Origin of the sequence: Leucobacter sp. cx-42 (assembly GCF_014529985.1) — a bacterium.
Taxonomy (GTDB): Bacteria; Actinomycetota; Actinomycetes; order Actinomycetales; family Microbacteriaceae; genus Leucobacter.
Map to the genome: position 1 here is coordinate 54,066 of NZ_JACVMU010000001.1, position 22,625 is coordinate 76,690.

Annotated in this window: 13 protein-coding genes; 6 read left to right on the top strand and 7 right to left on the bottom strand. The window is 62.8% G+C overall.

Translation table 11 applies throughout. The annotated features are described in order from the left end of the window. Positions 1-75: 75 nt before the first annotated feature. Positions 76-1,497 (bottom strand): argininosuccinate synthase, encoded by a 1,422-nt coding sequence (argG, locus tag ICM05_RS00265; RefSeq protein WP_188022562.1) that lies wholly within the window; start codon positions 1,495-1,497, stop codon positions 76-78. A 100-nt stretch (positions 1,498-1,597) separates the two neighbouring features. On the opposite strand from argG, the gene hrpA reads away from it, so the two are divergent. The 4 genes from hrpA (at position 1,598) to ICM05_RS00285 (ending at position 10,242) form a co-directional block, all read left to right on the top strand. Beyond that, a complete protein-coding gene (gene hrpA, locus ICM05_RS00270) occupies positions 1,598-5,521 on the top strand; it encodes an ATP-dependent RNA helicase HrpA (protein ID WP_188022563.1) in 3,924 nt (1,307 codons plus the stop codon). A 38-nt stretch (positions 5,522-5,559) separates the two neighbouring features. Continuing rightward, positions 5,560-6,798 (top strand): MFS transporter, encoded by a 1,239-nt coding sequence (locus ICM05_RS00275; RefSeq protein WP_188022564.1) that lies wholly within the window; start codon positions 5,560-5,562, stop codon positions 6,796-6,798. Positions 6,799-6,998: 200 nt separating this feature from the next. Next, positions 6,999-8,357 (top strand): NAD-dependent succinate-semialdehyde dehydrogenase, encoded by a 1,359-nt coding sequence (locus ICM05_RS00280; protein ID WP_188022565.1) that lies wholly within the window; start codon positions 6,999-7,001, stop codon positions 8,355-8,357. 115 nt (positions 8,358-8,472) lie between these two features. Next, a complete protein-coding gene (locus tag ICM05_RS00285) occupies positions 8,473-10,242 on the top strand; it encodes a thiamine pyrophosphate-binding protein (protein WP_188022566.1) in 1,770 nt (589 codons plus the stop codon). Positions 10,243-10,879: 637 nt separating this feature from the next. Here the strand turns inward: ICM05_RS00285 and ICM05_RS00290 are convergent. The 5 genes from ICM05_RS00290 to ICM05_RS00310 are packed head-to-tail and all read right to left on the bottom strand — an operon-like array spanning position 10,880 to position 17,722. Next, on the bottom strand, positions 10,880-12,529 hold the full coding sequence (locus ICM05_RS00290; protein ID WP_188022567.1) for an ABC transporter ATP-binding protein: 1,650 nt from the start codon (positions 12,527-12,529) through the stop codon (positions 10,880-10,882). After that, positions 12,526-13,392, bottom strand: a complete 867-nt coding sequence (locus ICM05_RS00295) for an ABC transporter permease (RefSeq protein WP_188022568.1) — start codon at positions 13,390-13,392, stop codon at positions 12,526-12,528. Before ICM05_RS00295 ends, ICM05_RS00290 begins: the two co-directional genes overlap by 4 nt. Then, positions 13,389-14,345: an ABC transporter permease gene (locus tag ICM05_RS00300; RefSeq protein ID WP_188022569.1), complete on the bottom strand. Its 957-nt coding sequence runs from the start codon at positions 14,343-14,345 to the stop codon at positions 13,389-13,391. The genes ICM05_RS00295 and ICM05_RS00300 overlap by 4 nt, the downstream gene beginning before the upstream one ends. Positions 14,346-14,357: 12 nt before the next feature. After that, entirely contained in the window at positions 14,358-16,007 is a 1,650-nt protein-coding gene (locus ICM05_RS00305; RefSeq protein ID WP_188022570.1) for an ABC transporter substrate-binding protein, read from the bottom strand. Between the two features lie 59 nt (positions 16,008-16,066). Further along, the gene (locus ICM05_RS00310; RefSeq protein WP_188022571.1) at positions 16,067-17,722 is read right to left on the bottom strand and encodes an amidohydrolase; all 1,656 of its coding nucleotides are present in this window, start codon (positions 17,720-17,722) and stop codon (positions 16,067-16,069) included. Between the two features lie 150 nt (positions 17,723-17,872). Here ICM05_RS00310 and ICM05_RS00315 point away from each other — a divergent pair, with 150 nt between their 5' ends. Next, positions 17,873-18,559 carry a TetR/AcrR family transcriptional regulator gene (locus ICM05_RS00315; protein ID WP_223160241.1) on the top strand — a complete coding sequence of 229 codons (687 nt, stop codon included), beginning with the start codon at positions 17,873-17,875 and terminating at the stop codon, positions 18,557-18,559. 112 nt (positions 18,560-18,671) lie between these two features. On the opposite strand, the gene ICM05_RS00320 is transcribed toward ICM05_RS00315, so the two are convergent. Beyond that, on the bottom strand, positions 18,672-20,720 hold the full coding sequence (locus ICM05_RS00320) for a DEAD/DEAH box helicase (protein WP_188022572.1): 2,049 nt from the start codon (positions 20,718-20,720) through the stop codon (positions 18,672-18,674). A 200-nt stretch (positions 20,721-20,920) separates the two neighbouring features. Between ICM05_RS00320 and hutU the strand changes: the two genes are divergently transcribed. Beyond that, a complete protein-coding gene (gene hutU, locus ICM05_RS00325; protein WP_188022573.1) occupies positions 20,921-22,618 on the top strand; it encodes a urocanate hydratase in 1,698 nt (565 codons plus the stop codon). The last annotated feature ends 7 nt before the right edge of the window (positions 22,619-22,625 follow it).

Consider the following 22,625-nt stretch of genomic DNA (forward strand, 5'->3'; position numbering starts at 1 on the left):
AGAAAGGCCCCGTTTCGAGGGGTTTGCTTCGCGAGCAGCCCGTTTCGAGGGGTTTAAGCGCGAAAGCGCTAAGGCTTAGTCGGTGCCTGCGTCGAACGCAGCCGAGAGGCCGAGAGTGTCGGCTTCCTGGTCGATACCGCCAACAGCGTTTGCGATCTCTGATGCGCCGCCTGCTTCGAGCTTGCCAACGAGCGCTGCGGTAGCGCCGCCGACGAGGCCGAGTGCCGCGTACTGCTCGAGACGCTGACGCGAGTCAGCGATGTCGAGGTTACGCATGGTGAGCTGGCCGATACGGTCCTGGGGACCGAATGCTGCGCCCACGGTGCGCTCCATCGAGAGCTTCTCGGGGTGGTAGCTGAGGTTCGGGCCCTCGGTGTTGAGGATCGTGTAGTCGTCGCCACGGCGGAGGCGCAGGGTGACCTCACCGGTGACAGCCGAGCCTACCCAGCGCTGCAGTGCTTCGCGAAGCATGAGCGACTCGGGGTCGAGCCAGCGGCCCTCGTACATGAGACGGCCAAGCTTGCGACCATCGTTGTGGTACGAAGCGAGGGTGTTCTCGTTGTGGATTGCGTTGACGAGGCGTTCGTAGGTGATGTGCAGCAGTGCCATACCCGGAGCCTCGTAGATGCCACGCGACTTCGCTTCGATGATGCGGTTCTCGATCTGGTCCGAGATGCCGAGGCCGTGACGGCCACCGATTGCGTTTGCCTCGTAGACGAGCGCTACGGGATCGTCGTACTCAACGCCGTTGATCGCAACAGGACGACCAGCTTCGAAGCGAACCGAGACCTCTTCGGTTGCAACCTCAACGTCTTCACGCCATGCTGCAACACCCATGATGGGCTCGACGATGTCCAGGCCGTTGTTGAGGAATTCGAGGTGCTTTGCCTCGTGGCTCGCGCCCCAGATGTTTGCGTCGGTCGAGTATGCCTTCTCGGTCGAGTCACGGTACGGGTAGCCGTTTGCAACGAGCCACTCGCTCATCTCTGCACGGCCGCCGAGCTCTTCAACGAACTGGCTGTCCAGCCAAGGCTTGTAGATGCGCAGGCTCGGGTTTGCCATGAGACCGTAGCGGTAGAAACGCTCGATGTCGTTGCCCTTGTAGGTCGAGCCGTCGCCCCAGATGTCGACGTTGTCTTCCTTCATTGCACGCACGAGCAGGGTGCCGGTGACGGCACGACCAAGCGGGGTGGTGTTGAAGTAGGTCTTGCCACCCGAACGGACGTTGAATGCGCCAGTCTGGAGCGCAACGAAGCCCTCCTCGACGAGTGCACGCTTCGCGTCTACGTGTCGGGCGATCTCTGCACCGTACTCCTTGGCGCGCGCTGCAACGCCATCAAGGTCGGGCTCGTCATACTGACCAATGTCAGCGGTGTAGGTGCAGGGAATCGCGCCATTTTCGCGCATCCATGCCACAGCACACGAGGTGTCGAGACCACCGGAGAAGGCGATGCCGACGCGCTCGCCTACGGGAAGAGAAGAAAGAACCTTGGACATGCGACCCATCCTATTAGATTCCCAGGCGGATCTTGGCACGCCGACGTAATATCCCGCCTCAGACAGTAAAACCGGGACACCTGGAATAATGGTCTCTGTCATGACACTTCCCGCGCCCCGCATTGAGTTTCCATCTGAGCTTCCCGTATCGCAGATGCGAGACGAAATTGCCGACGCCATCCGCGATCACCAGGTCGTGATCGTCGCTGGCGAAACCGGCTCGGGTAAAACGACCCAGCTTCCCAAGATCGCCCTGTCACTCGGCCGTGAGCGCATCGCGCACACACAGCCGCGGCGGATCGCTGCACGCACCATTGCAGAACGCATCGCAGAGGAGCTCGGCTCTGAGCTGGGTGGTCTCGTTGGTTACCAGGTTCGTTTCACCGATCAGGTGTCTGCCGATACCAAGATCCGCCTGATGACGGATGGCATCTTGCTCAACGCGATCCACCGCGATCGTGATCTCAAGGCCTACGACACGATCATCATTGATGAGGCGCACGAGCGGTCGCTGAACATTGACTTCTTGCTCGGGTATTTGAAGACGCTGCTCCCCCGCCGTCCTGACCTCAAGGTCATTATCACGTCGGCGACGATTGATCCGGAGTCCTTCGCGAAGCACTTCGCTGACGTACAGTCGGGCGAACCGGCTCCCATTATTGAGGTCTCCGGTCGTACGTTCCCGGTTGAGGTGCGGTATCGCCCGCTCGTCGAAAAGATTGAGCGCCCGAACCCGAAGGGTGGCGCGCCAACGGTCGTGACCGTTGAGCGTGACATGTTTGACGCGATTGGCGATGCCGTCGAGGAGCTCGGCAAGGAGTCGCCAGGCGACGTCCTCGTGTTCCTGTCTGGTGAGGCCGAGATCCGCGATGCGAGCGATGCGCTCCGTGGCAGGGTCGGCAACAACCGCGCCCGCCCGAGCGAGATCCTCCCCCTCTATGGTCGTCTTTCTGCTGCCGAGCAGCACCGCGTCTTCGAGCGCGGGCAGGGCGGCACCCGCCGCATCGTGCTCGCGACCAACGTCGCGGAGACCTCGCTGACGGTGCCAGGCATCCGCTATGTGGTCGACGCTGGCACCGCGCGCATCTCGCGCTATTCCGCGCGCAGCAAGGTGCAGCGCCTGCCGATCGAGGCGATCTCGCAGGCGAGCGCGAACCAGCGCTCAGGCCGTTCGGGACGTACCAGCGCGGGTATCGCGATCCGCCTCTATTCAGAAGAAGACTGCCTTGCGCGTCCGGAGTTCACTGAGCCGGAGATCCGCCGCACGGGTCTCGCCTCGGTCATTCTGCAGATGCTGTCGCTCGGCCTGGGGGACATTGCGAAGTTCCCGTTCCTCACCCCGCCCGATCAGCGCGGCATCGCAGACGGTCTCGGCCTGCTCGCCGAGCTCGGTGCGGTCGAGGCGATCGGCAAGAACGCGCGCGGCCGTGGTCGCGGCGGTGCCTCGCACAAGATCACGCAGATCGGTCGCGAGCTATCGCGCCTGCCGATCGAGCCGCGCTTCGCCCGAATGGTCGTCGAGGCGCGCAAGCACGACGTCGTTCCCGCGGTCCTCGCGATCGTGGCCGGCCTGACGATCCAAGATGTGCGCGAGCGCCCCCAGGAACAGCGCGGCAAGGCCGACGAATTGCACGGCCGGTTCTCCGATCCGCAGGGCGACCTCATGACGCTCCTGAACGTCTGGAACTATCTCCTCGAGCAGCAGGAGGAGCTCTCATCGAGCGCCTTCCGCCGTCTGTGCAAGGCAGAGTTTTTCAATTTCCTGCGCGTGCGCGAGTGGATGGACTTGTACCGTCAGATCGCCCGTATCGCTGGCGTACCGCGCGGCAAGCTCGCTCCCACTGCGCAGACGGAGGGCGGATCGGGCGAAGCCATCCACCGCTCCGTACTTGCCGGCTTGCTCTCGCAGCTCGGCGTGCGCGACGACAAGCAGGATCGCAGCGTGCCGGGCCGCGGCGGCCGCAATGTTGCCGGTACCGGCAAGCGCAAGCCAGCACAGGAGTACCTGGGTTCGCGTGGGACGAAGTTCGTGCTGTACCCGGGTTCGGTGCTCGCGAAGAATCCGCCAGAGGTCATCATGAGCGTCGAGCTCGTCGAAACCTCGCGCCTGTTCGCCCGCTCGAACGCGGTTGTCGACCCGGCTTGGGCCGAGGAGCTCGCTGGCCCGCTCGCGAAGCGCAACCTGTCTGAGCCGCACTGGGAGAAGAATCAGGGCGCGGCCGTTGCGTACGAGCGCGTCACACTGTTCGGCGTCCCCATCGTGGATCGCCGCCGCGTGCAGCTCGCCCGCTTCGATCAGGAGCACGCACGCGAACTCTTCATTCGCCACGCGCTCGTCGAGGGTGAGTGGGATTCGCCGCAGGCATTCGACCGTGCGAACCGTCAGCTGCGCCGCGAGCTCGAACAGCTCGAAGAACGCTCGCGCCGCCGCGACATCGTCTCGGACGACGAGGCGATCTTCGAGTTCTACGATGCACGCATCCCCGCAGACGTCACGTCGACCCGCAGCTTTGAGGGCTGGTGGAAAAAGAAGCGCACGACCGACCCGAACTTCCTGCACCTCAGCCGCGAAGACCTCGTGGAGGACGACGCAGAGGTCGTCGACGAGACCGAGTTCCCGCGCCAGTGGCGTCACGGCGATCAGACACTCAAGCTGAAGTACCGCTTCGACCCGACCGCTGAAGACGATGGCGTGACGGTCAATGTCCCGCTGCCGCTGCTCCCCCGCCTCGATGGCGAAGACTTTGAAAAGCTCGTCCCTGGTCTCCGCCAGGAGCTGGTGACGGCGCTCATTAAGACGCTCCCGAAGGGGATCCGCCGCCATGTCGTGCCCGCGGCCGATTGGGCGCGCACGCTGCTTGAAGCGGTCGGTCCGAAGCTCGATGCCGGCGAAGCCTCACTCACGCAGCTACTCGCTGACGAGATTCGTCGCCGCGCAAGCATGCAGGTATCGCCGAAGGACTTCGACACCGACCGTCTTCCCGCTCACCTCACCCCGACGTTCCGCGTGATTGATGCGCGCGGCCGCACGATCGGTACTGGCAAGGATCTTGCCGAGCTGAAGGCGGCGCACAAGCAGCAGGCGAATCAGGGCGTCGCGAAGGTCGCAGCCGCGGCCATGCCGACGAGCACGCTTGACAAGCGCGGAGCCACGACCTGGGACTTCGGCGACCTTCCGAAGTACGTCGACACCGGCTTCGCCAAGGGGCGCGGATCAGGCGCAGGCGTCGTTCGTGCGTACCCGGCGATCGTTGATCGCCGCACGAGCGTCGATCTCGGTCTCGTGGCAGACGAGTCGGAGCAGGTGCGCCTGTCGCGTCGCGGCATCCGCCGCTTGCTCGTGCTCAGCTCACCGTCGCCGGCAAGCTACGTCCGTGAGCACCTCTCCAATCAGGAGAAACTGCTGCTCGGCGCCGGCCCGTACCGCACGCTTGACGCAGCAATAGCCGATGTTTCGCTCGCGGTCGCAGACCGCGTGATCCGCCGCCACTGTCCTGATGGCCTCGTGTGGCGAGCCGACGATTTCGAAGCGATCGCAAACGACTATGCGCGGAGTCTCCTCGACGAGATCTACGGCGCAATTGCGCTCACGGCCCGCGTGCTCGATGGTGCACGACTCGCGCGCAAGGCGATCGACGGCGCAAAGGCGATTCAGGTACTGAGCCAGGTGGCCGATGCCGCAAAGCAGGTGGATGGTCTCGTCTTCGACGGGTTTGTCTCGCAGACCGGGCTCGCCCAGCTCGAACGTCTTCCCGTGTATCTGGAGGGCGTACAGATTCGCATGCAGGGGCTCCGCGAGAATCCCGGTCGTGACCGAGCCTGGCAGAACGATGTGGATCGGGCGCTCGCGATGTTCGCGGATGCCGGTGGCACGATCCCGCTCGGTCCCCGCGCGCTCCCTCAGATTGTGCACACGCGTTGGTTGATCGAGGAACTCCGCATCAGCCTCTTTGCACAGCAGTTGCGAACTTCAGAATCAGTTTCGTTGCAGCGCATCAGAAAGGTGCTTGCCGAGTCGGCCTAGTGGCAAAAAACACGCGCGCGGAGCGGTAGGATTCTGTAATGGGCATCTATCGCGATCTCGGACGGAATCCGGGAGTTTACCGTGTGATCGTTTCCCAGCTCACCGCGAGGTTCCCTTTCGGAATGCTGTCGATCATCTTGCTGCTGCATGTGCAACAGATGTACGGCGACTATACGTCTGCGGGCATCGTGCTGGCTGCGGCGAGTGTCGGCCAGGCGGTTTCAGGACCGCTCGCAAGCCGTTTCATGGGCCGATGGGGCATGCGCCCGGTCCTGTCGATCACCACGCTGCTGTGCGCGGCTGCGCTTGCCATCATGGCATTCGTGCACCTGCCGCTACTCGTGCTCACTGCGCTCGCTGTGCTGACCGGCCTCTTCACGCCGCCGGTCACCCCAGCCGTGCGTTCGATCTACCCGAAGCTCGTTCCGAACAACCAAATCGCTGGCCTGTTCTCACTTGACGCTGCTGCGCAGGAACTCATCTGGGTACTTGGCCCAGTTGTTGCCGTCTTCATTACCTCGCAGCTTGGCACCACCGTTGGCCTCTGCACCGCGGCAGGCTTCATGCTGCTCGGTGGCGCGTGGTTCATTTCGAGCCCTGCGCTCGGCACCGTCAAGCTGCCGCGCGCGAAGCGTGGCTTTGGTGCCGTGCTGCGTCGCCCAACCGTCATCATCACGACGGTCATTGGCTTCTTCTTTGTTGCGTCCTTCGCGGCAATTGAAGCTGGCATCATCGCCGCATTCACGCCGCCGGGTGACGCTGGCGCGCACGGCAGCAGTATCGAGTCAGGCATCGTGCTCGCATGCTTCGCCGGCGGCTCACTCGTCGGCGGCCTGCTATTCGGCCACCGCCAGATGCGCCCCTGGTCAATGCTGCTCCGTATTTGCATCGTGCTCGCTGGCACGCTTGCGACGCTCATTAGCCAGGACATGTGGTTCTTGTGCATTGTCCTCTTCCTCGGCGGTATGGGCACCGCGCCCGTATTTGCAGCAATTTCGAGTGTCATCGGCACAACCGTGAAATTCTCAGAAACCGCTGAGGCGTACGGCTGGATCGGCACCGGCCAGCTCGTTGGTGTCGCGATCGGATCCGCCATCGCAGGCATGGCTATCGACTCGAGCGGCGCGATCGGCGCGATCCTCGTCTCGGCCACACTTCTCCTGATCAGCGCCGTCGTCGCCGCGTGCACGATGAAGTGGATCCCAGACATGCTCGGTCGCGATATCGAGCCACCAGCCGAGACCGGAACACTGACGATTCCGATTCCTCTGAATTAACCCTGAAGGCGACCAAATCAACAGATTTGGTCGCCTTCTTCGGATTCAGTTGTAAAACCCCATCGATTCGACTGATAACATCCAGACACAAGCTTGATCCTCCCCGAAAAGGCAAGGCGCGGTGCCTAGCATCGCCCTCCGAAGTATGGGAGACTTGCTTCACCGAAGCCACCGACGAGTCACTAAGGAGTGAGTCAAGTATGGGCACTTTTGCCGTCATTAACCCGGCCACGGGCGAAACTATTTCGGAATACCCGGAAGCAACCGCAGTCGAGATCGAGGCAGCTCTCGCCTCGGCACAGGACGCATACCAGAACTGGGCACGCAAGACGACTGTTGCCGAGCGTGCAGCACTCGCTAAGCGCGCAGCAGAGCTGTTCGACGAGCGCAAGGACGAGCTCGGCGCAATCATCAACCGCGAGATGGGCAAGCCCCTCGAGCAGGCTGTTGGCGAGGCTGAGTTCTCGGGTGCAATCACCGCTGCATTCGCAGACAACGCTGAGGCATGGCTCGCTGACGAGGAGCTCCAGGTAGAAGACGGTCTCAAGACCTTCTTCCGCTTCCAGGGCACCGGCGTCATCCTCGGCATCATGCCTTGGAACTACCCCTACTACCAGGTTGCACGCTTTGCAGTGCCGAACCTGATTCTCGGCAACACCATCGTGCTCAAGCACGCTGCACAGTGCCCCGAGTCGGCTCTCGCACTTGAGCAGCTCTTCCTTGACGCAGGCTTCCCCAAGGGTGCATACGTCAACGTGTTCGCAAGCCACGACCAGATCGCTGACATCATTGCAGACGATCGCGTCCAGGGCATCTCGCTGACCGGCTCGGAGCGCGCAGGCGCAATCGTTGCTGAGCAGGCAGGCCGCGAGCTCAAGAAGTGCGTTCTCGAGCTCGGCGGTTCGGACGTCTTCCTCGTTCTCGACACCGATGATCTCGATCACGCAGTTGAGCACGCTGTTGGCGGCCGCATGGAGAACACCGGCCAGGCGTGCAACGGCTCGAAGCGCATCGTCGTTATGGACAAGTACTTCGACGAGTTCACCGAGAAGTTCAAGGCTGCAATTGCAGGCCAGTCGTACGAGGCAGGCGACTTCGGTCCTATGTCGTCGGCTGCTGCGACCAAGGGTCTCACCGCACAGGTTCAGGGCGCAATCGATCAGGGCGCAGACGTTCTCGTGGGCAACAACACCCCCGAGGGCAACCTCTACACCCCGACCGTCCTCACCAACATCACTCCCGCAATGGACGTGTACAGCCAGGAGCTCTTCGGCCCGGTTGCGCAGCTCTACCGCGTATCGAGCGATGCAGAGGCAATCGAGCTCGCTAACTCGTCGCCCTACGGCCTCGGTTCGGTCATCATCTGTGACGACCTCGACCGCGCTGAGCAGGTTGGTAACCAGCTCGACGTAGGCATGGTCTTCATCGGCGGCGCAGGCCTCGAGGGTGCAGACGTTCCCTTCGGTGGCGTCAAGAAGTCGGGCTACGGCCGCGAGCTTGGCCGCGTCGGCATGCTTGAGTTCGCAAACAAGAAGCTCTTCCGCTTCGCAGCGAAGTAAGCGCTTTCCCGCATAGCGAATGAGGGGCTCGAGATCCGTTTCGGATTTTGAGCCCCTCTCCGCATATTCAGCCCGCTACACTTCGTAGCAACACGCAGTTTTACAAAGGATGACGATGTCGCATTCCTCTTCTATTTCCCTCTCCAGTGCACTCGCGTCTGCCCTCGCACGGCACGCCGGTCGCAGCTTCGGCCTGATGGGAACCGGCAATGCACATCTTGTCCAAGGGCTCGTTGACCTCGGCGTCCCGTATACCGCGGTACGCCACGAGGCTGGCGCGGTCGCAGCTGCAGACGCGTACACGCGGATCAGTGGCCGTCTCGCTATCGCCACGACTGCCTACGGCCCCGGCTTCACCAACGCTTTGACGTCACTGGCTGAGGCTGCACACGCACGCACCCCGCTCCTCATGGTTGTCGGCGATGCACCGACAGACGGTCGTCGTCCATGGGATGTCGACCAGGAGATGCTTGCGGCAGCGCTCGGCGTGCGCACGTACGAACTCAAGGTACGCGGCATTGACGAGATCGTCGACCGCGCTGTCTCGTACGCGCTTCGGGCTCGCCGCCCGGTCGTGCTCGCAGTCCCGTGCGATCTCGTTGTCGCCCCGACACGTAGCACCACCGGCCCTGTCGACATTCAGCGCATGCCTTCCGAAGCAATCGACGCAAACGATCCCGCTGTGCTCGCTAGTCTGCTTGCCTCGGTCGCGGCGACCCCGACCAAGCCTTCGATTTCTACCGCTCCCACCAAGATCGCACCGACGAAGCTGCAGATCGACAACGCGGTCTCCGCACTGCTCGCAGCAGAGCGACCGCTCGTACTGGCAGGTCACGGAGCCGTGCTCGCGTGCGCTCAGCAGGAGCTCGGTGTCATCGCGGATCGTCTCGGTGCGCTCACCGCCACGACCGCGCTCGCACGAAACGTATTCCCCCGCCCCGAGTTTGACCTCGGCGTCTCCGGCGGTTTTGCGCAGCCAGCAGCGGGTGAGCGCATTGCTTCGGCTGATGTTGTCGTGCTCGTAGGCGCGAGTTTTGATCGCGTCTCGGCCCGCTTCCGCTCAATCTTTGGGGCAGACACCAAGATCATTCGCATCGATGAACAGCAGCTCGCAGCCCCTCCTGGGGTGCACGACCAACGCCACATCATGCTGCAGGGCGACGCAAAGGCAACGCTGCAGACCCTCACTGGCGCGTATGCCACCGCTGGCGGCAAGTCCAAGGGTTGGCGCGAAACCATTGAGGGACTCGAACCCGGCGGCGCGCTTCGCGTTCGCGAGAACGGCCTCGAAGCGCATCCCGACGGTATCTGCGCTGATGGCAAGCTCGATCCGCGCGCGGTAGCTGCCCGGATCGGCGACATCCTCCCAGAGAATATCCACATCACGGTCGATGGCAACCGGTCGGCGACATGGCCAAACATGTACTGGCCTGTGGGTTCACCCGAGCGCCTCATCATGGTGGGTTCAACGTTCCACACGATCGGCCTCGGCATCTCGACGATCGCAGGTGTTGCAGCCGCCGCACCAGGAACCACGACGGTACTGAGCACCGGTGATGGCGGCGGGCTCATGGCACTCGCTGACCTGGAAACCGCAGTGCGCAATTCTCAGAGCTCCATCATTGTCGTATGGAACGACGGCGCGTACGGCGCAGAGGTCGCGCACTACGGCGCGCTTGGCCTCGATGAGGCTCCCATGCTCATCCCCGACGTGGACTTCGCGAGTATCGCAAACGCGTTTGGGGCCCGCGGAGTTACCGTGCGCACGATGCTCGATCTCACCGCCCTTGAACACTGGATTGCCGCCGGCGCGACGGGCACCATCTTGCTCGACTGCCGGATCTCGCGCGACATCGTGCCGCAGTCGCGGTTCACTGCACTGTAGGCTCCCAGCACCGCGTCGTGCCGAACCCCGCGTCGCTTCTCTTCGCTTCGACCGCGTCGCACCGTGCCCGCACCTTTTTGCACCTCAACCCCGCGAGATCGACCGTTTCTCCCGAGACAGGGCCTTTCATGCGCATGAAACGGTCCGTCTCGCAGGGAACTGCCCTGTTCGACGTGGTGACGCAGGGGTCTCAGCGTGGCGAGCAGCCACTACAGCCCAGCACCTCGTCTCTTTCCGTCAGGTTGTGCATCTTCGGTGCGGCCACAGGCCGCGCCCTCTGATCAATTCAGCGGCGCAATATGCGCCGCGTACCCCTCACCAGTGAGAACGCAATAGTTGTGGGCACTACGCGAGGGCCAACGGTCAGCAATGCTCTTGATGCGTGGCCTGCACTCGGTTGCAGGAGGAAGACTGTGTGTGGCGATCAGCACACACAACAGTTCTCTTTGCGCGTGCTTTACCGGGACAGCAGCTACGCTCCGAGCCCCGCCCGCAACACTAGCCCGCACCACACCCAAAGTGGCCCATGACCGATTCAACGCACGAACATGGATCTGAAAGATGAAGAGGTGGTGGGCGACCAGCACCGGCCACCAACCACCTCTCATTCACCACGCACACACGCGCAGCCCCGGAACTAGTCCCAGACCGGCTGCGGCACGGACGCCAACAGCGCTCGCGTGTACTCGTGCTGCGGGTCGGTCAGAATCTCCTCGGTCGCGCCGTATTCCACGATCTCACCGCGCCGCATAACGACGGTCTCGTCGCACACGCGGCGCACAACGCCGAGGTCGTGGCTGATGAAGAGGATCGTCAGCCCGCGCTCCTCGCGAACACGCGCCAGGAGATCGAGCACCTGAGCCTGCACGGACACGTCGAGCGCACTCGTCGCCTCATCGAGCACAAGCACGTCGGGATCAATCGCAATTGCGCGCGCAATTGCGACGCGCTGACGCTGTCCGCCGGAAAGTGTGCGCGGATGCGCCGCAGCAAACTCCTCACCAAGCCCAACCGCGTGAAGCAGTTCGATCGCACGCTGCCGCGCGGCCGCACCCTTCACTCCGGTGTGCAGCGTGATCGCGTCCTCGACTGCCTTGCCGGCAGGGATTCGCGGATCGAGCGACAGGTACGGGTCTTGGAACACCATTTGCGCACTCCGCGCCCGCTGGAGCCGCTCAGCCCGGTTGCGCGGGACCGCCATGCGCGATGCACCAGCGATGCGGAGTTCGCCGCCGTCCGGCTGCTCGAGTCCGATGATCATGCGCGCCAGGGTGGACTTGCCTGAGCCCGACTCCCCCACGACACCGAGTGCGCCACCGCGCGGAATCGCGATGGAGGCCTCAGCGACCGCGGTCACTGGCGCCTTGCCACGCGGATAGTAGGTCTTCGTGAGCTTGTCAGCAAAGACCATGGGCTCACCCGCACCACCATCCGTAGCACCAGCGCCATGCGCGCCAAGCACACCAGCGTCCGCCAGCACCGCTGCTGCTTCACCGGCAGACCCCACCCCGTCGACGGCGATGCTCGGTGTCGCAGCGATGAGCCGCTTCGTGTACTCGGTTGTTGGCTCGAGGAAGATCTGTCGCGCGGTGCCGCGCTCCTCGATCCGCCCCTGTTGCATGACGGTCACGCGATCGCAGATCGATGCGGCCAGGTTGAGGTCGTGCGTGATGAACAGCATGCCCATGCCGCGCGCATCGCGCTGCTCGCGCAGCACATCGATGATCTCGGCCTGGGTCGTGACGTCGAGTGCGGTGGTCGGCTCGTCACAGATGAGGAGCTTCGGCGAGCTCGTGAGTGCTCCCGCGATCATGACGCGCTGCAGCATGCCGCCCGAGAACTCGTGCGGGTACTGGTCGAGGTGTTCTTCGGGGCGCGGCAGCCGTACCGCACGCAGGAGTTCGATCGCTTGTGCCCGCGCATCAGCGGCAGATACCCCCTGGCACAGACGGAGCGACTCGGTCATGAAGTCACCGATCGTGCGCATGGGGTTGATGCCAGAGCGCGGATCTTGAAACACCATCGAGGCGCTGTGCCGTCGCACGTCCAACAGCGTGGCACGCGACGAGCCGAGCACTTCGTGGCCGTCGATCTGTACGCTGCCACCGAGACGAGCGTTCTGCGGCAGCAGGCCGAGCACCGAGCGTGCGGTGAGCGACTTGCCTGAGCCAGACTCGCCGACCAGGCCGACCGTCTCCCCCGGTGCTACCGAGATTGAGATGTCATCAAGCAGGCGCTTGCCTGTGGGCAGGTCGAGCGTGAGACCTGAGATTTCGAGCAGGGTCATGCGACCACACCTCCTCCGATACGTTCAGACAGTTCTTCACCAATAATGTTCACGGCAACGACGACGAGGACGACCGCGATTGCAGGAACGAGGGCTGGCAGGAAGTGCCCGCCAACGATACCGGCCTGCGCCTCGTTGATCATCGCACCCCAGTCAGACATCGGCGCTTGCACTCCAAGGCCAAGGAACGACAGGCCAGCGAGCTCGGCGAGCACGTATCCGAAGTTCAGGGTCGACTGCGCGCCAACGATCGGCGTGATGTTCGGGAGCACGCGGCGCAGCGCGATCCACGCTCCGCCGAAGCCGGCGACTCGGTACGCGGCAACGTATGGGCGGTGACGCTCGGCCGTGATGAGCGAGCGGGTGAGGCGCGCAACATATGGGATGTACGCGATCACCATCGCGATGACCGGAGCGACGAACCCCTTGCCAAACAGTGCGACCGCCATGATCGCGATGAGCAGCGCAGGGAACGCGAAGATCACGTCAAAGATGCGGCCGAGCACGGCGTCGATCCAGCCCCCGCGCCAGCCTGCGAGGAGGCCGAGCAGGATGCCGAAGATCGTCGAGAAGATCACGACAAGCAACGGACCGAGGAGCGCGGTGCGGGCACCGAACGCCATGCGGCTGAGGATGTCGCGCCCGAGGCCGTCGGTGCCGAGCCAGTGCGCGGCTGACGGGCCGGAATAGAACGCGAGGAAGTCGACTTCGTCCGGATCATACGGTGCCACGATCGGCGCGAAGATCGCCGCGAGCGTGAATACCGCAAGCACGACGACGCTGCCAGTGAAGAGCCAGTTCGCTCGGCGTACCCGTGGGGCACGCATCACGCGAACGGCAGTGGTTGCATTCGGGACGGTCATCGTGCATCAGCTCCTGCCGCAGCTCGGGGGTCAATGAGGGGTTCGCAGAGATCGACGATCGCGTTCACCACGACGAAGGCCGTAACAACGAAGAGCGTGATCGCCTGCACGACCGGGAAGTCGAGACGATCGACCGACTGCACGAGCAGCGAGCCGAGGCCTGCAACACCGAACGCCGTCTCAACGATCGTGCTTGCCACGAGGAGGCCCGCAACGAGCAAACCACTCACGGTCACGATCGGGCCGATCGAGTTCCTGAACACGTGGCGGCGGATCACGACACCACGCTTCAGACCACGACTCGTCGCGACCTCCACGTGTTCCTTGCCAACCTGCTCGATCATCGAGGAGCGAGTGACCTTGCCGACGAGCACCACGAAGGTAATCGCAAGCGCGAAGGACGGCAGAATCAGGTGGTACACCGTGTCCCAGAATCCTTCTCCCGATCCGAACGTCGGGAACCAGCCGAGGGTCACCGCGAAGACTGCGATGAGCACGATAGACCCGACGAACGATGGGATCGCGCCAAGTACGGTGAGGAAGATGAGCGTCGCGCGATCCGCGAACTTGCCCTTGTTCAATGCGGCAATGACGCCGGCCGTGATACCGATGATCGCGATCATGATTGCCGACATTGCGACGAGGCCGAGGGTGACCGGGAGGCGGTCGCCGACGACGACCGCCACGTCCTGGCGGAACTGCAGGGATCGGCCGAAGTCGCCCCGGAACATTCCGAAAAGCCAATTGATGTACTGCTGCCACGGCGGCAGGTCCAGGCCGAACTGTTCAGTGACGGCCGCAACCGCCTCCGGGCTTGGCTTGCGGCCACGGAGGAGGAAGCGGACGGGGTCACCAGGTACTAAGAACCTGGAAAAGAAGACCAGGAGCGACGCGAGGAACAGCGTCAAGAGCAACGCCCCGAGTTTCGAGGCGATGCGGCGTGCGTATGCCATTCGGAGTCCTCGTTAGCGTGCGCCGAGCGTTGCCGCCCAGGGGTAGTACAGGAAGTTGATCGAGGGCGAAAGCCCGGTGACGCGTTCGCCCATGTACATGGCATTCGGTACTTCAACAAGCGGCAACCACGGAAGCTCAGCGTTTGCCAGCTGCTGCATATCTGCGTTTACCTTGCTGCGTTCCTTCACGTCCATGGTGGTGACAGCCTGTTCGACGAGTGCGTCATACTCTGGGTTCGACCAATTGCCATAGTTGCTGAATTCGCCGGTACGGAGGATGCCGAACATTTCCGCGGGATCCGGGCTCGACAGGTACCAGTTCGTGTAGAAGAGGTCCACGCCCTCACGCGCAGCGGGGTCAGCGAACAGCGTGGTGTAGGCCGCCGGGGTCACCGTGTCGATCTTGGCGTTCAGGCCGATTGATTTGGCTGCAGCAACAGTTGCCTGCGAAATGACGGTGAATTCTTGGCTGATTGGAGCACTCACGATAGTGAGTTCTGCACCCTCGAACCCTGCGTCCTGAACGAGCTTCTTCGCCGCTTCAACGTCGAAGTCGTACGACTCAATGTCGGTGAACGCCCGCTCGCGGGCCGCAGGGTCAGCATCATTCCACACCGACTCGGTGGTGTACACATCAGTCACTTCACCAACGCCGCTGTATGCCGCGTCGAGAATTCCCTGGCGGTCGAGCGCCATGAGCAGTGCCTTACGCACGTTCACGTCGCCTAGGGGTCCGTCGAGGTTTGAGACCACCATGTTTGCGACAGAAGTGCTCATACCGAAGAGGACGTCTCCCGAACCCTTCGATTGCAGCTCACGGATCGAATCCATTGGGAGGAGCCACGTGCCATCTACGTCGCCAGCTTTCAGAGCGTTGGTGCGCGCGTTTGCGTCCGCCATGAATACGAAGTCAAACTTCTCAGACTTCGCCTTGAGCTCTTCGTTCCAATAGTCATCGAAGCGACTCAGCGAGATCTTCTCTCCTGACTTCCAGCTGTCAAACTTGAATGGACCGGTGCAATTTACGCCGCCCGTGGAATTTCCGTAGTCGCTACCGAGTTCGGCGAGCGTCGCCGCAGACTCGACGACACCTGCGGATCCACCCATACCGAGGTTGAACTGTGAGTCAGGCTTTGACGTGGTGACCGTCACCTCCCAGTCGCCGGTCTTCTCAATAGAGGTGACGTACTGGTAGACGCTAAACCATGACGACCCGACCTCTGGATCAATGTGACGGGACATGGTTGCCACGACATCGTCAGCAGTCATTTCAGTTCCGTCATGGAACTTCACACCCTGTCGAATCTGATACACCCACTTCGTCGGCTCTGGGTTTGAGAACGACTCAGCCAGACCAGGAGTGAGGCTGAAATCGGGGTTCAACCGCAACAGCGATTCGCACACGTTCGCAAGAACCTGGTTATCTGAGTAATCGAAGGCGTACGCGTTATCGAGCGAGAACGGCTCCGCGTAGCTCGCCCAGGTGATCTGATCGATTTCACCCGACGGCGCTGCCGTTTGCTCGGTGAGCTTCCAGTCGACTGGCTCGCTGCTCCCACCGCCCGAGCCCGAACCAGAACACGCAGTGAGCGCAACGACGGTAATCGCTGCACCGATCACCGCAGCGCCGCGGCGCCCGCGGGTAAATGCTGTAACTGACATTGTTTTCTCCTTCGAAAACTGCGGCACTCCACTGTGCCAATGCGTTGAAAGTGGGTGCCCTACTGGGCGCGGGCGAAGGCCTGGGAGCCTTCGATCCAGGTCTGCGTGACGGCGGCATCTGCGATGTCAGCCGGCGCGAGCGCGAACGGGTTAGGTTCGATCACGACGAGATTCGCGAGGTAGCCCTCACGGATCCAGCCGGTGTCGTGGTCACGGTGGTTTACGTATGCGGTGCCCGAGGTGTACGCGGCAAATGCGGTCGACAGCGCGAGGCACTGTTCCTCGCCGCCGAGTGGGCCAGCGGTGATTTCGGGGCCAACGCGCGTCACACCAATGTGGATCGCGGCAAGCGGATCCGCCGTCGAAACCGGCCAATCGCTGCCCGCAGCGAGCCGCGAACCGTCACGGACAAGATCGCCGAACGGGTACTGGCGAGTTGCCGCGCGCTCACTCATGAATGGCAGCGTAAGTGTGTCGAGCTGGTCTTCGTGGGTTGCCCACAGCATCTGCAGGTTGGCAACGGCGTCGACTTCAGCAAAGCGCGCAGTATCTTCGGCAGCGATCACCTGGAGATGGGCGAGGTGGTGACGGCCATCACTCGGGCCGTTCACCTTTCGTGCCGCTTCGACTGCGTCGAGTGCATTACGAACCGCGCGGTCGCCGAGGGAATGGAAGTGCACCTGCATACCGGCCGCGTCGATCTGCTGTACTGCGTCGGTGAGAATCTCTGCGGGGATAAAGGCGATGCCGTGATTGCAGGTGTGTTCGCCGTGTTCGTCGAGGTACGGGTCGAGCATTGACGCGGTGAAGTTCTCTGCAACACCGTCGACCATCATCTTGACCGTGCCGAGGTTGAAACGGTTCGAGGTGCCGCTTGCGACGTTCGCGTCGCGGCGAGCGATGATCTCGGGAATCTGGTCGAGACCGCGATCGCGCTCCCACCACTGTGAGCCGGTCACGTGCACGCGCAGGGTGCCTTCCGCGACCGCGCGCTCATACGCCTCAAGCGTGCCAGTGCCGGGTCCGTCCGAACCCACCCAAGCATCTTGCCAGCCGGTCACGCCCTGCGCAATGAGTTCCGTTTGTGCATGCAGGAGGCCTCGGTAGGTGAGATCCGCAGACGATTCGGGTTTGACCTCATTGAAGAGATTCATTGCCCCTTCGTGGAAGGTACCGGCGGGGAATCCGTCTGACTCGCGCTCGATACGGCCGTCCTCTGGGTCTGCAGTTTGCGCAGTCAGGCCGGCAAGCTCAATTGCGCGAGTATTAGCCCAGACACTGTGGTGATCGCGACTCGATAACACCACTGGTCGGTCACTCACGATCGCATCGATGAGATCACGAGTGGGGGCACCACCTTCGAAGTGGTCCATCGACCAGCCCGCGCCAAGGATCCAGCCTTCATCTGGGTTCGCCGCTGCGTATTCCGAGATGAGACGCACGCTATCTTCTGCGTTCTCCGACTCGGTCAGATCGCACTGCAGCGCTTCAACGCCGCCGCCGATCGGGTGGATATGTGCGTCCTGGAAGCCAGGCGAGAGGAGTGCGCCCGCCAGATCAATCACTTTGGTCTCCGGACCGGTAATGCTGCCAGCATCACTTGCTGCCACGATTGCGGTGATGCGTTCGCCGGTGATACCGATTGCGAGATCCGTGCGCGGATCTCCCTCACCAGTGAATACGGCTCCGCCGGTGAACAGAACGTCAACGTACATGCTTCCTCTTTCGACTCTGAAATCAGGTTTGTTCGGAGCTTAGGCGGGAATCATTACTCTTGTCAAAGGCTTTGACAACATTTCTGACATTGATAGGTTTAGTTCCGACGCGTTGGATGCTCTACGCTGGCAGAAGGACAAAGGGGTGACATGACGACCGCGACACGTACCGTGCGAACCGGGCCACGAAAAGTGCGTCTCGACACGCAGAAAATCATCGCTGCCGGCTTGAAAGTCGCTACCGAGCACCGCAGCTCAACGTTCTCGGCAAAGCGTTTGGGCACTGAACTCGGCGTCGACCCTTCCGCGGTCTACCGTCACTTCCGCAGCAAGAGCCACCTCATGGAGGCGCTGCTCGATGAGCTGCACGTACGCGCGCTCGCGAGCATTACCGCCACACCAGACGATTGGCGCGGTCGCATCCAGGGACTTGCCGATGGCACCCTTCGCGAGTACTGCGAGCATCCAGCAATCGCAGCAGAGGCAATGACACTTACGACGCACGGCCCCGGTGAGTTTGGCGCAATGGAACTCATCCTCAGCGCGCTCTCCACATGTGGCCTTGACGAAGTCGGTGTACTCCAGCATTATTCGCTCATTTCTTCATACACACTCTCCATGTCGTCGGGCATCGCGCGCGCACGCGCCGATGATGGCGGCACATCTGGCGAACCGAGTGGGCCGGAGCGATGGGTCGAGGGACCGCTGCACGCTGATCCGCGCACCTATCCGCACATTGCCCACTACTCCTCGAGACTTACCGAACTCGATGACCAGGCGATCTTCCTCGCGGGTATCAACGCGCTGCTGGACGCGGCAGAGCGCGACGCTCGGTAGCGAAGGCAACAGCGAAGGTGCGCCCAACAGCTACCCGGGCACGCAAAAGCGGCGGGGAGCCGAAGCTCACCCGCCGCTAAAGATCATCGCTCAGTGAGCGATGCAGAACGCCTTACCAGCGCGGCTTGCGCTTGCCGTCTGCACGGTCGTTACCGAAGTCACGGCCGCCGCCACGGTTGTCGCGATCCCAGCTGTTGCCGCCACCACGGTTGTCGCGGTCGCCACGGAAGCCGCCACGATCGTTACGGTCGCCACCACGGTACCCACCGCGGTCGCCGCCGCGGTCATTGCGGTCGCCGCCACGGTAGCCACCGCGGTCGTTGCGATCGCCACCACGGTACCCACCACGGTCGCCGCGGTACCCACCACGGTCGCCGCCGCGATCGTTACGGTCACGATCACCCTTGAAGTCCCAACCCTTGCCGCGGGGGCTGGGGCCGGTGTCTTCGGTGATCTCGATGGCCTTGCCACCGATCTTGGTCGACTTGAGCGACTCAAGCGCACTTTCCGACAGGTTCGAGGGGAGCTCGACGAGCGAGAAGTCATCGCGCACCTGGATACGACCGAAGTCGTCACGGCTCAGACCACCCTCGTTGGCAATCGCGCCAACGATCTGACCGGGCTGCACGCGCTGGCGACGGCCAACCTCGATGCGGTAGGTCTTGAGGTCATCACGACGCTGACGGGGGCCGCGGTCCTGGCGAGGTGCACGGTTGTCATCGCGACCCGAGTCCTCGAGGAAGCGCGACGCCTGCTTGCGGTCACGATCGAACTTTGCGTCGTCTGCCTCGGTCAGGAGGAGCGGGGTGTCACCCTGTGCAACAACAGCGAGTGCTGCAGCGACGTCTGCCTCAGCTACGTCGTGGTTACGGACGTAGTGCTCGATGATCTCACGGAAGCGGCTGATACGAGCGGTCTCACCGAGAGCGGTCGTGATCTCGTCATCGAAGCGGGTCAGACGCGTTGCGTTGACCTCTTCGATGCGAGGAAGCGGCATCTGGGTGAGCGGCTGCTTGGTCGCGCGCTCGATCGCCTTGAGCATGCGCTGCTCGCGAGGAGTAACGAAGCTGATCGCGTCGCCGGTACGGCCCGCACGGCCGGTACGGCCAATACGGTGGACGTACGACTCGGTGTCGATCGGGAGGTCGTAGTTGATGACGTGGCTGATGCGCTCAACGTCAAGGCCACGAGCTGCAACGTCGGTTGCAACGAGGATGTCAAGCTTGCCATCCTTCAGCGCCTGAACGGTGCGCTCACGCTGTGCCTGCTGGATGTCACCGTTGATCGCCGCTGCCGAGTAGCCACGAGCGCGCAGCTTCTCAGCCACCTGCTCCGAATCACCACGGGTACGGGTGAAGACGATGAGGCCGTCGAAGTTTTCCACCTCGAGCACGCGGGTCAGCGCGTCAAGCTTCTGCATGTACGACACCACGGTGTAACGCTGCGTGATGTTCGAGCTCGTCTGGGTCTTGCCAGCGATCTTGATCTCGCGCGGATCGTTGAGGTGCTGCTGCGAGATACGGCGGATCTGCGCAGGCATGGTTGCTGAGAAGAGGGCAACCTGCTTCTCTTCAGGGGTGTCAGCGAGGATCGTCTCGACGTCCTCAGCGAAGCCCATCTTGAGCATCTCGTCAGCCTCATCAAGCACGAGGTACTTGATCTGTGAGAGGTCAAGCGAGCCGCGCTTCATGTGGTCCATGACACGGCCGGGGGTGCCCACGACGATGTCAACGCCACGGCGAAGTGCCGAAAGCTGCTGACCGTACGCCTGGCCACCGTAAACGGGGAGGAGCTTCACCTCGGGGAGGTGGGTTGCGTAGCTTTCGAATGCCTCGCAGACCTGGAGCGCGAGCTCACGGGTCGGTGCGAGGACGATAGCCTGCGGCGCACCTGCGCCGGGCTGGATTCGGGAAAGGATGGGGAGCGCGAATGCAGCGGTCTTACCAGTACCGGTCTGGGCAAGTCCAACGACATCGTGGCCCTCAAGGAGCACTGGGATCGTCGCGGCCTGAATGGCGGAGGGAGTCTCGTATCCCACCTCGGTAATGGCCTGCAGAACTCGGGGCTCAAGGCCCAGGTCTGCGAAGGTCGTGCGCTCGCTCTCGGGGGCAGCAGCAGTCTCGCCGGCTTCAGTCGCGGCGTTCTCAGAAGAGGTCATCATATTAGCTTACCGCGAAAAAATCGAGCATTCAGCATGTCAGTGTTTTATTCGGCTGGTTTTCAGGCAAAATTCGACTCGAATTCAGCAACTCCAAGAACTCGAGTGTCTGGGATCCCAGACAACTACGCGCACTCCCCCGTTGTTTAGCACCTGCAGGCACGGTGTCATGGAAGCAGTCACATTCCCAGGAAAGGAACACCATGACACTCCCCGGCGCACGCTCAGTGAAGAGCCCGCGAGGCACCGACATCAGTGCCAAGAGCTGGCAAACCGAAGCCCCTCTCCGTATGCTCATGAACAATCTCGACCCAGAAGTTGCCGAGCGGCCAGACGATCTCGTCGTTTATGGCGGCACGGGTCGCGCGGCCCGCAGCTGGGAAGCATTCGACGCAATCGTCGAAACCCTGCGCGATCTCGAAGAAGACGAAACACTTCTTGTGCAATCAGGAAAGCCAGTCGGCGTGTTCCGCACGAATGTGTGGGCGCCGCGCGTCATCCTCGCGAACTCCAACCTCGTCGGTGACTGGGCCACGTGGCCAGAATTCCGCAAGCTCGAGGCAGAGGGCCTCATGATGTACGGCCAGATGACGGCCGGCTCATGGATCTACATCGGCACCCAGGGCATCCTCCAGGGCACCTTCGAGACGTTTGCCGCGATCGCACGCAAGAAGTTTGGCGGATCACTCGCAGGCACCATCACCCTCACGGGTGGCTGCGGCGGCATGGGCGGCGCCCAGCCGCTCTCCGTCACCCTGAACGACGGCGCATGCCTCATCGTCGATGTCGACGAGACGCGCCTGCAGCGCCGCGCTGGCAAGCGCTACCTCGACGAGGTCGTCACCGATATCGACGAAGCGCTCGCCAAGGTGCAGCAGGCGAAGGACGAAAAGCGTGGCTGGTCTGTCGGCCTCGTCGGCAACGCTGCAGAGGTGTTCCCCGAGATCCTCCGGCGCCACCGCGCAGGTGACATCACGATCGACATCGTGACTGACCAGACCTCCGCGCACGATCCACTCTCCTACCTCCCGATCGGCTACGACGTCGCAGACTGGCAGGAGCGCGCGGCAGCCGATCCTGAGACCTTCACCGCCGATGCGCAGGCCGCGATGGCCGCACACGTTCGCGCGATGGTTGAGTTCCAAGACGCTGGCGCCGAGGTCTTCGACTACGGCAACTCGATCCGCGACGAGGCGCGCAAGGGTGGCTACGATCGCGCCTTCGAATTCCCCGGCTTCGTTCCGGCGTACATTCGCCCGCTCTTCTGCGAGGGCCTCGGCCCGTTCCGTTGGGCCGCCCTCTCGGGGGATCCCGAAGACATCCGCGTCACCGACGAAGCGATTCTCGAGCTCTTCCCCGAGAACGAGCACCTGCACCGCTGGATCCGCGCTGCACAAGAGCGTGTTGAGTTCGAGGGCCTGCCCGCTCGCATCTGCTGGCTGGGTTACGGCGATCGCGCCCGCGCGGCCGTCCGGTTCAATGAACTCGTTGCTGAGGGCAAACTCAAGGCACCAATCGTCATCGGACGCGACCACCTCGATTCCGGCTCGGTCGCATCGCCATACCGAGAAACCGAGGCCATGGCCGATGGCTCGGACGCAATCGCCGACTGGCCGCTCCTCAACGCCCTCACCGCAACCTCTTCCGGCGCAACCTGGGTTTCGCTGCACCACGGCGGTGGCGTCGGCATCGGCCGCTCGATCCACTCGGGTCAGGTCTCGGTCGCTGACGGCACCGAACTCGCGGCGCAGAAGCTCGAGCGACTGCTCACGAACGATCCGGGCATGGGCGTGATCCGCCACGTCGATGCCGGTTATCAGCGCGCGGTCGATGTCGCGAAGGAACGCGGCGTCAGGGTTCCCATGGAGCCCGTGATCCGCAACACTGATCAGAGCTGGTAACTCACCA

Bases quoted from the DNA above. Each gene is read 5' to 3' on its own strand.
- hrpA (WP_188022563.1), top strand. From the start codon at position 1,598: ATGACACTTCCCGCGCCCCGCATTGAGTTTCCATCTGAGCTTCCCGTA.
- ICM05_RS00275 (WP_188022564.1), top strand. From the start codon at position 5,560: ATGGGCATCTATCGCGATCTCGGACGGAATCCGGGAGTTTACCGTGTG.
- ICM05_RS00315 (WP_223160241.1), top strand. From the start codon at position 17,873: ATGACGACCGCGACACGTACCGTGCGAACCGGGCCACGAAAAGTGCGT.
- ICM05_RS00295 (WP_188022568.1), bottom strand. From the start codon at position 13,392: ATGACCGTCCCGAATGCAACCACTGCCGTTCGCGTGATGCGTGCCCCA.
- ICM05_RS00310 (WP_188022571.1), bottom strand. From the start codon at position 17,722: ATGTACGTTGACGTTCTGTTCACCGGCGGAGCCGTATTCACTGGTGAG.
- ICM05_RS00305 (WP_188022570.1), bottom strand. From the start codon at position 16,007: ATGTCAGTTACAGCATTTACCCGCGGGCGCCGCGGCGCTGCGGTGATC.
- ICM05_RS00290 (WP_188022567.1), bottom strand. From the start codon at position 12,529: ATGACCCTGCTCGAAATCTCAGGTCTCACGCTCGACCTGCCCACAGGC.
- hutU (WP_188022573.1), top strand. From the start codon at position 20,921: ATGACACTCCCCGGCGCACGCTCAGTGAAGAGCCCGCGAGGCACCGAC.
- ICM05_RS00300 (WP_188022569.1), bottom strand. From the start codon at position 14,345: ATGGCATACGCACGCCGCATCGCCTCGAAACTCGGGGCGTTGCTCTTG.
- ICM05_RS00285 (WP_188022566.1), top strand. From the start codon at position 8,473: ATGTCGCATTCCTCTTCTATTTCCCTCTCCAGTGCACTCGCGTCTGCC.
- argG (WP_188022562.1), bottom strand. From the start codon at position 1,497: ATGTCCAAGGTTCTTTCTTCTCTTCCCGTAGGCGAGCGCGTCGGCATC.
- ICM05_RS00320 (WP_188022572.1), bottom strand. From the start codon at position 20,720: ATGATGACCTCTTCTGAGAACGCCGCGACTGAAGCCGGCGAGACTGCT.
- ICM05_RS00280 (WP_188022565.1), top strand. From the start codon at position 6,999: ATGGGCACTTTTGCCGTCATTAACCCGGCCACGGGCGAAACTATTTCG.